The organism is Amycolatopsis sp. cmx-11-32, assembly GCF_047608695.1.
Classification (GTDB): Bacteria; Actinomycetota; Actinomycetes; order Mycobacteriales; family Pseudonocardiaceae; genus Amycolatopsis.
The window spans coordinates 15,888-29,363 of the sequence record NZ_JADNQN010000014.1; the positions used below are offsets into that span (position 1 = coordinate 15,888).

Annotated in this window: 14 protein-coding genes; 6 read left to right on the forward strand and 8 right to left on the reverse strand. The window is 67.7% G+C overall.

Annotation, left to right across the window (positions count from 1 at the left end; translation table 11 throughout):
- Positions 1-70: 70 nt before the first annotated feature.
- Positions 71-433 (forward strand): hypothetical protein, encoded by a 363-nt coding sequence (locus ACM6LR_RS32310; protein WP_414937862.1) that lies wholly within the window; start codon positions 71-73, stop codon positions 431-433.
- Positions 434-441: 8 nt separating this feature from the next.
- On the opposite strand, the gene ACM6LR_RS32315 is transcribed toward ACM6LR_RS32310, so the two are convergent.
- The 3 genes from ACM6LR_RS32315 to ACM6LR_RS32325 all read right to left on the reverse strand — a co-directional run bounded on the left by ACM6LR_RS32315 (position 442) and on the right by ACM6LR_RS32325 (position 2,506).
- Positions 442-1,290 carry an oxidoreductase gene (locus tag ACM6LR_RS32315; RefSeq protein WP_414937973.1) on the reverse strand — a complete coding sequence of 283 codons (849 nt, stop codon included), beginning with the start codon at positions 1,288-1,290 and terminating at the stop codon, positions 442-444.
- Between the two features lie 2 nt (positions 1,291-1,292).
- Positions 1,293-1,886 (reverse strand): TetR/AcrR family transcriptional regulator, encoded by a 594-nt coding sequence (locus ACM6LR_RS32320; RefSeq protein ID WP_414937863.1) that lies wholly within the window; start codon positions 1,884-1,886, stop codon positions 1,293-1,295.
- 71 nt (positions 1,887-1,957) lie between these two features.
- Complete coding sequence (locus ACM6LR_RS32325) at positions 1,958-2,506, reverse strand: dihydrofolate reductase family protein (RefSeq protein ID WP_414937864.1); 549 nt, start codon at positions 2,504-2,506, stop codon at positions 1,958-1,960.
- Between the two features lie 92 nt (positions 2,507-2,598).
- Here ACM6LR_RS32325 and ACM6LR_RS32330 point away from each other — a divergent pair, with 92 nt between their 5' ends.
- From ACM6LR_RS32330 to ACM6LR_RS32345, 4 genes are all read left to right on the forward strand, one after another.
- On the forward strand, positions 2,599-3,084 hold the full coding sequence (locus ACM6LR_RS32330; protein ID WP_414937865.1) for a winged helix-turn-helix transcriptional regulator: 486 nt from the start codon (positions 2,599-2,601) through the stop codon (positions 3,082-3,084).
- Between the two features lie 1,465 nt (positions 3,085-4,549).
- Positions 4,550-6,016: an NB-ARC domain-containing protein gene (locus tag ACM6LR_RS32335; RefSeq protein ID WP_414937866.1), complete on the forward strand. Its 1,467-nt coding sequence runs from the start codon at positions 4,550-4,552 to the stop codon at positions 6,014-6,016.
- 237 nt (positions 6,017-6,253) lie between these two features.
- Complete coding sequence (locus tag ACM6LR_RS32340; RefSeq protein WP_414937867.1) at positions 6,254-7,108, forward strand: SDR family oxidoreductase; 855 nt, start codon at positions 6,254-6,256, stop codon at positions 7,106-7,108.
- A 29-nt stretch (positions 7,109-7,137) separates the two neighbouring features.
- Entirely contained in the window at positions 7,138-8,199 is a 1,062-nt protein-coding gene (locus ACM6LR_RS32345) for an FUSC family protein (RefSeq protein WP_414937974.1), read from the forward strand.
- A 36-nt stretch (positions 8,200-8,235) separates the two neighbouring features.
- Here ACM6LR_RS32345 and ACM6LR_RS32350 read toward each other — a convergent pair whose 3' ends face one another.
- Complete coding sequence (locus ACM6LR_RS32350; RefSeq protein WP_414937868.1) at positions 8,236-8,835, reverse strand: flavodoxin family protein; 600 nt, start codon at positions 8,833-8,835, stop codon at positions 8,236-8,238.
- Between the two features lie 140 nt (positions 8,836-8,975).
- On the opposite strand from ACM6LR_RS32350, the gene ACM6LR_RS32355 reads away from it, so the two are divergent.
- Positions 8,976-9,767 (forward strand): polysaccharide pyruvyl transferase family protein, encoded by a 792-nt coding sequence (locus ACM6LR_RS32355; RefSeq protein ID WP_414937869.1) that lies wholly within the window; start codon positions 8,976-8,978, stop codon positions 9,765-9,767.
- Between the two features lie 159 nt (positions 9,768-9,926).
- Here the strand turns inward: ACM6LR_RS32355 and ACM6LR_RS32360 are convergent, their stop codons facing one another.
- From ACM6LR_RS32360 to ACM6LR_RS32375, 4 genes are all read right to left on the reverse strand, one after another.
- Positions 9,927-10,058 carry a hypothetical protein gene (locus ACM6LR_RS32360; RefSeq protein ID WP_414937870.1) on the reverse strand — a complete coding sequence of 44 codons (132 nt, stop codon included), beginning with the start codon at positions 10,056-10,058 and terminating at the stop codon, positions 9,927-9,929.
- Positions 10,055-10,636 carry an iron-containing redox enzyme family protein gene (locus tag ACM6LR_RS32365; protein WP_414945143.1) on the reverse strand — a complete coding sequence of 194 codons (582 nt, stop codon included), beginning with the start codon at positions 10,634-10,636 and terminating at the stop codon, positions 10,055-10,057. Before ACM6LR_RS32365 ends, ACM6LR_RS32360 begins: the two co-directional genes overlap by 4 nt.
- Positions 10,637-10,874: 238 nt before the next feature.
- Positions 10,875-11,903, reverse strand: a complete 1,029-nt coding sequence (locus tag ACM6LR_RS32370; protein ID WP_414937873.1) for a carboxylate-amine ligase — start codon at positions 11,901-11,903, stop codon at positions 10,875-10,877.
- Positions 11,900-13,417: an FAD-dependent oxidoreductase gene (locus ACM6LR_RS32375; protein ID WP_414945144.1), complete on the reverse strand. Its 1,518-nt coding sequence runs from the start codon at positions 13,415-13,417 to the stop codon at positions 11,900-11,902. The genes ACM6LR_RS32370 and ACM6LR_RS32375 overlap by 4 nt, the downstream gene beginning before the upstream one ends.
- Positions 13,418-13,476 lie beyond the last annotated feature (59 nt).

The window sequence follows — 13,476 nt, forward strand, 5'->3', positions numbered from 1 at the left end:
CGAGACGCCGCCGGTGAAATCGCCGATCTCCTCTGGTGAGGATTCGGCGGTTCCACCGGAAGGCCAAGATATGAACAGGATGATCACGGCACTGCTGGTTTCGGCGGGTGCCGTCGTTTCCGTTGCGGCACTGGGTGGTTGCGGGACGCGGACCGCCGGGACACCGGTCACCGTGGTGCGGGAGATCGTGCCGCCGTCGACGACCACCGCGGTCGTCGCACCACCACCCACTTCGGTGGTCGTGGTGGAGCCGCCGGTGACCGTCACTCGGGCACCCGTGGCGCCGAGTCCTACTTCGTGTCAGCGTCTGTTCGCCGAGGGGTACTCGTTCACCTACGCGTTCAACGCCTGGGTGACCGCGGGACGCCCGTTGAGCTGGGACGCCGATCGCGACGGGTACCCGTGCGAGCAGTCTTACGGGAACCGGAACTGAACCGGACGTCAGTTCGACGCGATCTGGTGGCCGTCCGGGAAGTCGGTGGAGCGTGACAGCTCTTCCCACGCACGCAGGTCCTGTTCGACCGCCGAGCGGCCGGCCGCGACCAGTCGCAGCGCGTCCGAGCCCAATACCAGGTGCACAGGAGGATTCTTCGCCTCCAAGACTCGCAAGACGGCCTCGGCGGCCATGGCCGGATCGCCCAGCTGGTTGCCACTCGCCGCCTGTCGCGCCGCACGGATCGGCTCGAACAGCTTGTCGTAGTCCTGGATGGACCGTTCGGTGCGGACCATCGATCGGCCCGCCCAGTCCGTGCGGAACGACCCGGGTTCGATGATCGTCACGTGCACGCCGAAGTCCGCGACTTCCTTGGCGACGGTCTCCAGAATGCCCTCCACGGCGTACTTGCTGCCGCAGTAGTAGGCCAACCCCGGCACGGTCATCAGTCCGCCCATGGAGCTGACCGCGAACACGTGCCCGGCGCGGCGGTTCCGCATGTGCGGCAGTACCGCGTGGACAGTGGCGGCCACACCGAACACGTTGACGGCGAACTGTGCTCGCAGCTCCGAAAGCGGTGACTCCTCGAACACGCCCTCGTGCCCGTAGCCGGCGTTCGCGATGAGCACGTCGATCGGTCCGACCCGCGTCTCGATCTCCTCCACGACGGAGTACACCGCGTCGTCGTCGGTAACATCCAGCCGTCGCGCGTGCGAGCGCCCCGGCGCGAGCGCTTCGAACGCCGCGAGGTCGTCGTCGCGGCGGACCGTGCCGACGACCGTGTGCCCGGCGTCGAGGGCTCCTTGGGCGAAAGCCCGGCCGAGGCCGCCGCTGACACCGGTGATCAGGAATAGCATGGTCACTCTCCAGGTAGGACGCGGCACCAGATCTCGACCATCGTCTCGGTCATCCGAGCCAGGCCGCCGGGTTGTGTTGACGCGTGGTAGAAGTTGCGTTCGGTCATCCAGCAGAGCGCGCCGGCGAGCGACGCCGCACCGGCCGGACCGTCCTCATCGGACAGGCCGGCCGCGACGAGGACGCGGGCCATGGCCTCGGTGTTGTTGATGATGGTGGCGTGCCACAGCCGGGCGATCTCGGGCACTTCGGCGCTGAACTCGACCGCCGCTCGCATCACGGTTCCGTGCTCACGCCATGCGTCGGCCGTGAGCTCCACGGCCCTTCGCACGATGTCGCGCGCGGGCGGGCCGACGTCGATGGACCGGTCGTCCATGTGCAACCGGGCGACGGTGCGTGCGACCAGTGCGGCGAGGACCTCTTGTTTCGATCCGAAGTAGAAGTACAGCGAGCCGCGGGAGAGTCCGGCGCCCTTGGCGATCGACTCGACGGTCATCGGCTCGGTGCGCTCCCGTTCGAGCAAGGTCTCGGCGGCGTCCAGGATCGCCTGTTCTCGTTGGTCGCCTTTGCTCGGTGCGTCACGACGCTTCGCTGTCACAAGGTCACTATGACACAGTGCAGAGAAAAATCTGCACAATGTCGAAAATATTCTGCGTGACGTAGAACTCTCTAGATGGGCTTGAAGCGGACGTCGACTTCGGCGAACGGGTCCACTTTGCCGAGTCCGTGGAGGCGGATCGGCGTGCCGCCCGGGTTGTCGTACAGCCGGATGCCGTCACCGAGCAGGACCGGTGCGATGTGCAGGTCGATCTCGTCGATCAACCCGAGTTGGAGCAGCTGGCGGCCGATGTTCGGCGAGAACACTTCGAGGTTCTTCCCGCCTGCCGCCTCCAGTGCGATCCGCACCGCTTCGGCCGGGCCGCAGTTCAGGAAGGTGACTCCCTCGGTGGGTGTCGCGTCTTCGGGATGGCTGGTAAGGACGAAGAGCGGCCCTTGCCAGTCGCCGCCGTAGATACCGTTGGGATCGGGGTAGGCGTCCCAACCGTCGCGGCCGCCGAGGATCGCGCCAGTGGTCGTCGCGTACTCGGTGACCAGGCCCGGCCGGGACGTGGTGCCCGCCATCCAGTCCATGCTGTGACCTGGGCCCGCGACGAAGCCGTCCAGGGACATCGTGAAGTGCCAGAGCACCTTTCCGTTCGCGGTCTGTGGTTCGAGCATCCCGCCTCCTGCTGCTTGCGTTGTGCAATCGGTTTGCTCACCGTAGAGTGGGCGATGGTAGTTTGCAACCACTTCTTCCGGAGGTGAGGCGCATGGCGGAACCCGCTCGCTCGGGCTGCCCGATCAACGCCGCGATCGAGGCATTCGGCGACAGCTGGAGCCTGCTCGTGCTGCGGGACATCATGTTCGGCACCCGGCGCTATTTCCGCGAACTGCTCGCCGGATCCGAAGAAGGGATCGCGTCCAACATCCTGGCCGACCGGCTGAAACGGCTGGTCAAGGCCGGTCTGCTGACCCGTGAGGACGTCGGTCCCGGGAAGCGGGCCGCGTACAGCCTGACCGAGGCGTCGATCCAGCTGGTGCCCGTGTTCGCCCAGCTCGGTTCGTGGGGTTTGACCCACCGCCCGACCACGAAGCGTCTGAAGGTGCGGGCCGAACTGCTGGCCGCGGGCGGGCCGGAACTGTGGGCGGAGTTCATGACCGAACTGCGGGCCGTCCATCTCGGCGAGCGGGCGCCGGACCGGGACGGGTCCGGTGTGCTGGAGCGACTCGCCACCGCCTACGAAGCCACCCTCTGATCGCAGCCCCCGCAAGTAGTCGGCTACTTGCGGTCGCCTCAGTGTGACCGCAGCTGCCTTTACTGCGTCGCTGGCCCGGCGTAGGGAGCGGTGTGCCACGGCCTCGCGCCCTGGGTGTCCTCGGCTCAGTCGAGGAAGCTTGACCTTCGCATCCGGCGCGACCCGTCCCGAATGCCGTGAAGGCCTCCTTACCTGCTCTCAAGGTAGGGAAAGAGGCCTTCACGACCCAAGCTTCACTGCACGGCAACCCGGGGAGTGCGGATTTGTCCAGAAACTGCCTTTCCGATCGCCCGAAGGAGAATTCACGCGACCGAAAAGGGTAGTCGAAAGGGCTGAACGGCTCACTGCGAAAGGCGTGGGTCAGCTCGGGTCCTTTTCGAGGTATTCCGCCCAAGCGATCAGCTCTCGTAACTCTTCGTAATCAAGCGCGGACAGTCGGACGCGAACCCGCTGATAGCGCATATCGGAGAAAATCGGCACCCTGAACTTATCCGGCTAGCCTCCCGCGAGTGCTTCCCGCTCCTATATGGGATAGCTGAATCCCAGTACGGTTTCGTCAGCGAGAGTGAAAGGAACACGATTCGCCCTACGCGGAGCTTCGCCGGGTCCCGTACCGTCGCCTCGTAGGCGCGGGGCAGCTCCGAAGCAATCCGTCTGACGTCATCCCGGTTACCATTTTTCCACTACTCTCCACTGTTCGTTCCCCGGTCACCCGTGGCGCCCCATAGTGAAGGCGACGTGAAAGTATTCGTCGAAAATCTTGGCCAGTGACACGGGCCTGCCCACGGGGGTGGGGATCTCGTCCCCGCCTCCGCGATCACCGCCGCGGCCTGGGCGTGACCGAGTCTTGCGGCACGATCATGTTGGGCCGCAATGGATACAGTGCCTTGGCAGCCGCGGTCGAGCCGAGCGTACGCCGACTGAGACGACGACACCCGAGAGGTCCGCGTGCGCCTTCACGGCCGTGTCGATGCCCGCGTCCGTCAGGTGGACGAGGTCGACGGACGGCAGGCTGGTGCCCCAGGTCTTCCGCCAGGTCCGGACCCCGTCGTCGGAGGGGGCGGGCTCGCCTTCCCGCGGGTACCGGATACGGCATCCCCAGGAGTTCAATCAGCGAAGAAGAATTGTGCGGCCTGTGACAGGTCGATCGCGGAGAGCCCTCTTTGATCGGACGCAGTTTTGTTGAGTCGAGGCCATGACGTGTCGGCATTCGTGAAGCCGTTGAACACTTCGGCGGCGGCAGTCGCAGAGCGGAGAGAGGGGGAGCGGTCAGACATGTGAGAACCCTATCCGGTGCCGCCAAGGGGGTGAATTTCCGCGTCCTTCTATTGGACTTTGCACATTGAGTCACCTATTTGTATCTGCTGCAAGCCTCATTGGTCCTTTAGTGTTGTGACTACGAAGGCCGCAAAGGATGTCGGTCACGCAGCGCGATCGCGTTGCCTCATCCAGGGGAGGAGAAGGCATGGGCAGACCCGAGAGACCGTTGGACGGCTCCGCTGGTCCGATCGCCGCATTCGCTCATGATCTGCGGGTATTACGGAACCGGGCGGGGAACCGGAGCTACCGGGAACTCGCCAGGACGGCGCTGTTCGCGCCGTCCGTGCTGTCCAGCGCGGCCAGCGGCCACCGGCTGCCCACTCTCGCCGTGACACTGGCGTTCGTTGCCGCGTGCGGCGGCGACCGCGCGGCGTGGGAACGGCGTTGGCGGAGTCTCGCCGGGCAAACGGGCGGTGGCGTCGAGGGGCGCGAGGAACGTGCTCCCGCACCACCGCCTGCCGAGATGCCGATGGACGGCGCGCACGTGCTGGCATCCGGGGTCGTCCATCTCGCCCGTCCGGCCCAGCTGCCCATGGGGTCGAGGACTTTCGTCGGCAGGGAGCGGGACCTCGCCGACGCCGCCGAGATGATCGGGGCGACCGGCCCGGTCAAAGTGCCGCTGCTCATCAGTGGTCCGATCGGGGTAGGTAAAACCGCCTTCGCGTTGCGGCTCGCCGAAAGGGTCGCCGCCGACTTCCCGGACGGGCAGCTTCACGCCGACCTGAGCAACAACGGAACCGGTGGCCGCTCGGCCAACGGGATCGTGCGCGGCTTCCTGCGCGCACTCGGCGTGCCGGCGCATCTCGTGCCCGACGACCCGATGCAGCGCATCGGCCTGTACCGATCCCTCCTGGCGGAACGCCGGTTGTTCGTGCTCCTCGCGGGGGTCAGCGACGAGGGGCAGGTGCGGCCGTTGCTCGGCCAGGCGCCGCACAGTCAGGTCGTGGTGACCAGCCGCGCCCGGCTGCTCGGACTGGAGGACACGAACCGTGTCGAGCTGGATACGTTCACCCGCAAGGAATCGCTAACGTTGATCGGCCGGATCGCCGGTCCGAGCCGGGTCCGTGCGGAACACAGCGCCACCGACACGATCGCCGATCTGTGCGGTGACCTTCCGCTGGCGATCAACATCGTCGGCCGCAAGATCGCCGCGCGTCCGGAATGGACGGTCGCGTACACGGCGGGTCAGCTCGCCGACCGCGAACGGTTCATGGACAGCCTCTGTGTGGGTGACGTCAACGTCCGGGATCGGTTCACCTCGGCGTACGAACATCTTTCGCCTGCCGGGCGTGAAGTCATCCACCACTTCGGACAGAGCGGGGCGGGCTGGACGACATCGATCGGTGTCGCCGCCGCGATGGGCATCATGATCGAGACCGCCGACGAGCTTCTCGAATCCGTCGTGGACGCCGGGCTTCTTCAGCGTGCCAACGTCGCCGGACGCTACGCGGTCTCTCGTTTGGTCAGCGCGTTCGCCGCCGAACGGCAGCGGGAGCCGAACCCGTTCGCCGCCGCGGTCCCGATAGCGGGGCGCCGGGCGCGGAAGCACGCCTTCGAGTCGCTGCGCCACAAGGCCGTGCGCACCCTGCCGGGTAGCTCGTCCGAAGGGTGATCGTTCGAGCCGCGCGGTCCTTCCGGTCAATGGACCGCGCGGCTCGAATGAGTCGACGACGGCGAACTGCGCGTGCGGCCGGTATGCATCCGGCGGACGCTGCGGACGATCCGGTACCGGAGGGTCGCCGCGGACCGCCGGACATGGGTACCGGAAGGGGTCTTTCGGTACCCATGTTCAGAGGCGCGTTCACCCGGGTACCCATGGCGCGGAAAGCACCCGATCCGAGGAGTACCGATGGCAGACAGGTTGAGGCCGCCGCAGCAGCAGGACCCGCCGGGCGTGACGTCGAAAATGGACCCGCCTCCCCGTGACTCCATGGAGGACTACGAAGGCCGTGACCTGCTGGGCGGTAAACGCGCCTTGATCACGGGCGGTGACTCCGGCATCGGCCGCGCGGTCGCCATCGCCTTCGCGAAGGAAGGCGCCGACGTCGCGATCGCTTACCTCAACGAGCACGAGGACGCGAAGTACACCGAGGGGCGCGTCCGGGCGGAGGGGCGCGAGTGCCTCCTCCTGCCCGGCGACCTGGCCGAGCCGGCACAGTGCCGCGAGATCGTGGACCGGACGGTGAGTGCGCTCGGCGGGCTCGACATCCTGGTCAACAACATCGCCACCCAGTGGCCGGTCGACTCGCCGGAAGAACTCACCGACGAGCAGTGGACTCATACCTTCGACGTGAACATCCACAGCTTCTTCCGGGTGACCAACGCCGCGTTGCCGCATCTGGGGAGGGGCGCGGCGATCATCAACACCGGCTCGGTGAACGGCTTGCGGGGCAACAAATCCCTCATCGACTACTCCGCGACCAAGGGCGCCGTGCATGCCTGGACCTACGCCATGGCGCTGTCGCTGGCCGATCGGGGCGTCCGGATCAACTGTGTCGCGCCGGGCCCCGTGTGGACACCGTTGATCCCGTCGACGTTCCCGCCAGAGAAGGTCGAGAAGTTCGGCCTTCAGGTCCCGTTCGAGCGGGCGGCCCACCCCGACGACCTCGCGCCTTCGTACGTCTTCCTGGCGTCCAACAGGCTCTCTTCGTACTACAGCGGCGAGGTCATCGCGGCGCTCGGCGGGGAGACGACACCCGGATGAGTGGTCGTGTCCGGGACGTCGACCGGGGAATGATGAACACGCGAAGCCGGTGGGTTTCGCCGTTCGCCTGGCTCGGCAGGGTGGTCCGGGTCCACGGGGAGGAACGGCGAAATCTCATCCAGACCGCGAAGGCCGCGGCGGCGGCAGTGATCGCCTGGATCGTCGCGACCTCGGTCCTTGAGCTGCCGCAACCTTTTCTGGCGCCGTACGCGGCCGTGTTCCTGGTGCAGGCCACCGTTTACCGGTCCGTGCGCGGCTGGGCACAGCAGGTCGGCGCGGTCACCGCGGGAGTGCTGCTGGCGGCGGGCGCCGGCCAGGTGATCCCGTCCGTGACGGTGGCTCTCGGCCTGGTCGTCTTCGCCGGGTTGCTGATCGGCACGTGGCGAGGGTTCGGTGATTCGGGCGTCTGGGTCGGGATCACCGGCATGCTGCTGATCTCCTACGGCAACGCGACCGAACCCGTCCTGCTCGCCGACCGGTTGCTGGAGACCGCGCTGGGCGCGGCGATCGGCGTGGTGCTGAACGCGGTCATCTTGCCGCCACTGCACGGAGAACGACTGGGGACGGCGACATCCCGGCTCGTGTCGGCGATCGAGGACGTCCTCAAAGAGACCGCCACTCTGGTCCGCGGCGGCGAGCCACCCGAAGCGCCGGACTCCCTGCACGAGCGACTGCGCGACGTCCGCAGTCTGGTCGCGGAGGCGGAGGAGGCGATCGGCTGGACGAGGGAGGGCCGCTACCTGAATCTTCGCCGCCGGCGTGAGACACGGGAAGAGCCGCTGGCGAACCTCATTTCGCTGTGGCCGCCGCTCGCCCAGCTGATCGACGCGGTCAGCGAAACCGCCCAGAGCGGGCAGCCGTTCCGGCATCCTGGCATGTACGCGCGCGGGGTGGTCGGCGACCTGCTCGAAGCGCTCGCCGAGACGGTCCGTTCGGGCGACCCGGACAAGCTCGATCAATGCCGCAAACTCGTCGAAGAGATCGATCACCTGCTCGTCACCCCCACGAACGAGGTCACCACGTCGATCGGACTCGGGGCGATGGCGTTGCCCGCCCGCCGTCTTGTCCAGCGGCTGGATGCCGATTCGTGAATGTGGCCTACCCGCCGAATTACGCGTCGTGGTCGATCACGACGCGGGATATTGCTTCTCTTTCAGCAGCTTCGCGAGGTGGACGGCATTGCGGGCGACCGTCGAGTTGGTCGATTCGACCGCTTCCGGCGTTTCGTCGAGGTCGTTGTAGTCGCCGCCCTTCATCGCCTCACCGTTCCAATAGGTCCCGCCCTGGGCGGGCACGGTGAAACCGGTGTCGCTGAGCGCCTGGAACAGGTCCGCGGTGACCTTGTGCGCACCGTCCTCGTTGCCGACCACGGCGGTGATCCCGACCTTGCCGAACATGCCGGGCCTGCCCTCGTCATCCGTTTCGGACAATTCCGCGTCGAGTCGTTCCAGCACCCGTTGCGCCACGCTGGACATGTGACCGACCCAAGTCGGGGTCGAGAGCAGCAGGATGTCCGCGGCCACGATCTTTCGGCGGATCTCCGGCCAGGCGTCGCCGTCGCCCATATCGGCTTCGACCCCGGGTTTGACGTCGTGGTCGACGACCCGCACCAATTCACCGGTGACACCGCGTTCCGTCATTTTGTCGAGCACCTGTTGGGCGATCAGAGCACTGCTCGATGCCGATGGCGAAGGTTTGAGCGAGCAAACGAGAGCGAGAGCCTTCATACCGACGGTCTACCCGGACGGCAATTCGAGGAAACCCGTGTGAATCGGGCGAAGCCGGGTACGCGTGAGATATGCGAGCTTTGGTAATCGGATGGGCGAGTTTCCGTCACGGTAAGGCGACTCCGGTGGACGTGCTCGGGATGCGAAGGGTCGATGCCGCGCTGTCACTGGCGGAGGTGCCGCATGAGCTGGCGTGGGGGCCGTCTCATCGGCAGCAGGGCCTGAACTACGAGGAGGTGGATCCGGCGAGGTACAGCCATGTCGTGTTCGTCTCCGGTGCCGCGCGGGGCAGGCAGGTACGCGAGGTGCACCGGCGCTTCGCGCACTGTCATCGGATCGCCGTCGGGGTATCGGTGACCGATCCCGATGATGACGCGGTCACCGGGTTCGATCAGGTGCTGGCCCGCGACCACCAGGGGATCGCCACCCCGGACCTCTCGATCGACGCCAAGACGGACGAGGTGCTGGTGGCGGGCCTGATCCTCGAGCCGGAACCTACCGCCGTCCGGTCCAGCGTGACGAGGTGGCTCACCGGAATCGACTGCGGGCGGGTGCCCCTCGACCCGAGCCTGACGTCTTCGGACTGGGCGCGTTGTGCGACGCCCGACCAGTTCACGTCGATCCTGTCGCATCTGGACGTGGTGGTCACGACCCGGCTGGACGGCCTGGTGCTGGGGTTGCGGGCGGGTGTTCCCGTTTTGGCGGTGGACCCCGTCGTCGGCGGCGGCACCCTGACGGCGCAGGCCGACGCGCTCGGCTGGCCGGCACTCGTCCCCGCCGAAGAGGCTGGACGAGGGGAGAACCTCGATTCCTGGTGGCGCTGGTGCTCTTCGGTGCAGGGGCGGGCGGTCGCGGCGCTGCGCGCGCTGCCGTCGGACAACGGCTTGATGCGGGACATGGTGAAGGTGTTCGAGGCCGGTCCCGTCCGGTGAGGCTTCGCCCGCACGCTCATCGCTTCGCCAAGTGCACCGAGGCGATGAGGAGTACGCCGCCGCAAGAACGACGCGGCCGCACGTTCGTTCACCGGCATTACCCCAGCCGGGCGGATATCCCGTGACACCACGAAACACCCGCCCGGCCCAGGGCCGGGATCAGCCGGACTGAGGGTCGGTGTCGTCGTGGGGATCGCCGGAAGAGGTACCTTGCTCGCCTCGGGTCTCCTGCCGGTCCTCTTCGTCCTGTTGGTCGCTGTTGTGCTTCGGGTCGTCATGGTGGTTCGTCATCGATGCCTCCTTTGCCGGTCGACTACCCGTTCCCCGGCGAAGTAACCCCTGACGCGCGGGTCATTGTGGACGTCCGGCACCACGAGGCCGGGGCAGCCGGAAGGATCAACGGTGAATCGGAGACCCCATGACCGCGAACAGCAAGAGGACACGGGTGCGGACCGAACCCCGCGGTCCGATGCTGGTAGAGGGCTGGTCGAGCCGCTCACGGCAGCGGCCGGATGAGTGAGGGACTCCCCGGCCGTCCAGGACCGCATGAGGTGTCCGGACAGCCGGTCCTCCAGCAGGTCGCCGACGACGTCGTGCCGGAGCGCCTGTTCGTGCACCGCGTCGGCCTCGATGTGCTCGGTGTAGAAGTACCGGCATGCCGCCGCTCCGCCGAGCCGTTCCCAAGCTTGGCCCATGCGACGGGCGGCGGGCACGGTGGTGATCTCGGCGACGGCGAAATGCCCGACGAGCGCGCCGCGCGGGCTCCGGTGCAGGGCGAACAGCGACATCATGTTCACCGTCGCGAGTTTGCGGGCCGGGACATGATCGAGGCAGGCGCGGTAGCCGTCGGACAGGCCCGCCGCGGTCAACAGCTCCGCGAACAGCCGGGAATGCGCCTGCTCGGCCCGGCCACCTCCGAATAGACGTGCAGCGCGAGCTGCAGATCTTCGCCGAAGGGGTCCGCGCGTGCCGCCGCTTCGAGGTCGAAGCCGTTGCGGCGTTCGCCTGTTAGGGCGTCGATTGCGGGGCGGAGAGCGAGCCACGGGTCCGAGGTAGTGCGGCGGCCACCGTACGGTCGATCGTCGTCATGCGAACTGAGTACCCGATCTAGGCGACCGGAACCGTTTCTCCGGTGAGCATCCGCAGGACCGCGATATCGCCGTCGACGGCGGCCCGGCGCTGTCGTGCCGCCCCGGTGCCCTCGTTCTCGAGCCGTCCGAGCAGGGTACGCACCAACGCGAGGTCGCCGGTGTCCTCCAGTGCCGGGGCGGTGCGCGCGAGCAGGGAAGCGTTCCTGTCGGCGACCGGGACCTGCTTGCCGGCCACCGGGTCGACGGCCGGGCCCGACAGGCCGTACCGCGCGGCCGACCACACCGCCGCGGCGGCGATCTGCGGATCCAGCGGTTCGGCCGGAACACCGCGGTCCAGATCGTCGAGCGCGGTACGCACCAGCGCGCGGGTCAGCAGGGCCTGTAGCACCGCTTCGTCCACAGTGGACGCGGTATCGGCCACGCGTACCTCGACCGCCGTCCGGCGCGAGGAGGGACGCGCGAACCAGAACGTCCGGTTTTCGTCCGCGAGTACCCCGCAGTCCACGAGACGACCGACCTGCCGGTCGTAGTCGGCGGCGTCGGTGAAGTAGGGCGGGAGGTCCGAACCGGGGAATCGGCTCCGCTCCATCGTCCGCCAGCTGTCGTAGCCGGTGTCGTGACCGCGGTGGAACGGAGAGTTGCCGGACAGGGCCAGCAGCGTGGGCAGCCAGGGCACCAGGTGGTTCACGACGGCGACCGCGACCTCGCGATCGGGCACACCGACGTGCACCTGACATCCGCAGTCCTCGTCCGTTTCGCCGAGCAAGGGAGTGCCGGAGGCGATGATGGCACAATCCTCCCCGGCCGCCGCCTCGGCGAGGGTGCGCCGCCCGGCGATCAGCTGCCGGTACAGCTCATCCGCTGTGTCGCAGACGCCGGTGGTGGCCAGGATCTGCGTCGGCCGCGGTTCGCGGCGCACGGCGGCGCCTTCAGGCAGCGGACAGCAGACACCGTGCCGCGCGAGCACCACTTCGGCGCGCGGACAGCTCACCCCGGTTCTCGGGTCGACCAGCAGGAATTCCTCTTCGACGCCGATTCCGGTCATCGCCGCTCCCGCTTCTTCGGCAGCGGGCGCACGGCCGGTCCTTGAAGCACCGATCCGTCCACGCCGAACCGGGAACCGTGGCAAGGGCAGTCCCAGGTCTTCTCCGCGTTGTTGAACGCGACCAGGCAGCCGAGGTGGGTGCAATGGGCGCCGACGGCGTGCAGTTCGCCGTCCGGATCGCGGTAAGCGGCGACGAGTTCGCCGCCGTCACGGGTCACCTTGGCCTCGTCGAGCGCGAGTTCCGCCAAGGACGCGGGCTTGCGCAACGCGCTGAGATGGTCACCCACCAAGAACTTCGCGACCGTCGCGCTGTTCTCGACGGTGCTGATCGCGGAACCGAGGTCGAAGCGGTTCGGGTCGTACAGGCTCGCCGCGGGGTTGTCCCGGCCGGTCAGCAGATCCGCCAGCAGGAACCCGGCCGCGGTGCCGCCCGTCATACCCCACTGCCCGAAGCCGGTGGCGACCCAGAGATGGCGGCTCGCCGGGTGATACCGCCCGACGTACGGCACCGAGTCCAAAGTGGACAGGTCGTGGGCGGACCAGCGGTGGGTCGCCCTTGGCATCCCGGCGTGCGCACTCGCCCAGCCGGCCAGCCGTTCGTAGCGGCTCTCGACGTCGACCGAGTCACCGACGCGGTAGTGCTCGCCACCCGCGACCGCGTACGGGACGCCGTCGTTGAGGTAGCCGCGGACCGAATGGTGCGTGTCGGCGTCGAGGAACATCCCGTCCGGCGACCGGCCGCCCTTGACGGGACCGGCGACCACGAGGTCCCGCACCGGATCGAGCCGGGCGAAGAACAGGCCGCGGTCCAGCATCGGGTAATGGGTCGCCACCACCACCTCGGCCGCCCGCACGTCGCCGGAACTGGTGCGCACCTTGGTGCCGCCGAGTTCGTCGACGCCCTCCGCGCGGACGCCCTCCATGATAGTGCCGCCCGCGCGTTCGATCTCGTCGGCCAGGCCGAGAAGCCACCGACGGGGGTGGAAATGGGCCTGCGCGGCGAATTTGACCGCTCCGACCGCCGCCACGGCGAGATCGACGTCGGCGACGAAGGAGGCGGGAAGACCGGCTTCGGCGGCTGCTTCCGCTTCTCGTTCAAGGCTTTCCAACGTTTCAGGCTTGGTCGTGTACACGAAGCTGTCGGCGCGGGTGAAACCGCACTCGATGCCGAGTTCAGTGGCGGTTGTCGCGATCCATTCCAGGGCCGCGGCTTGGGTGTAGGCGTACATCGCGGCGGCTTCGACGCCTTTGGTCTTGGCGAGCGAGGCGTACTTGACCCCGTGCTGCGTGCTGATCTTCGCCGTGGTGTGCCCGGACACCCCTGCCGCCAGGCGGCCTGCTTCCAGGACCAGTACCGATCGCCCCGCCTTCGCCAGCCGGTAGGCCGTGGTGAGTCCCGCGATCCCGCCGCCCAGGACGGCGACGTCGGTCTCCCGCGGTAGCGGCGTGCCGGTGCGATCGGGAGCGGGGGCGGTGTCGAGCCACAGGGAACGTATGCCGGGCAACTCGGTCATGACTGCGGGTTCCCGGACGACAACGTGGGCAAACCAGTGTCGTTCGAGTTTTCTGTTTC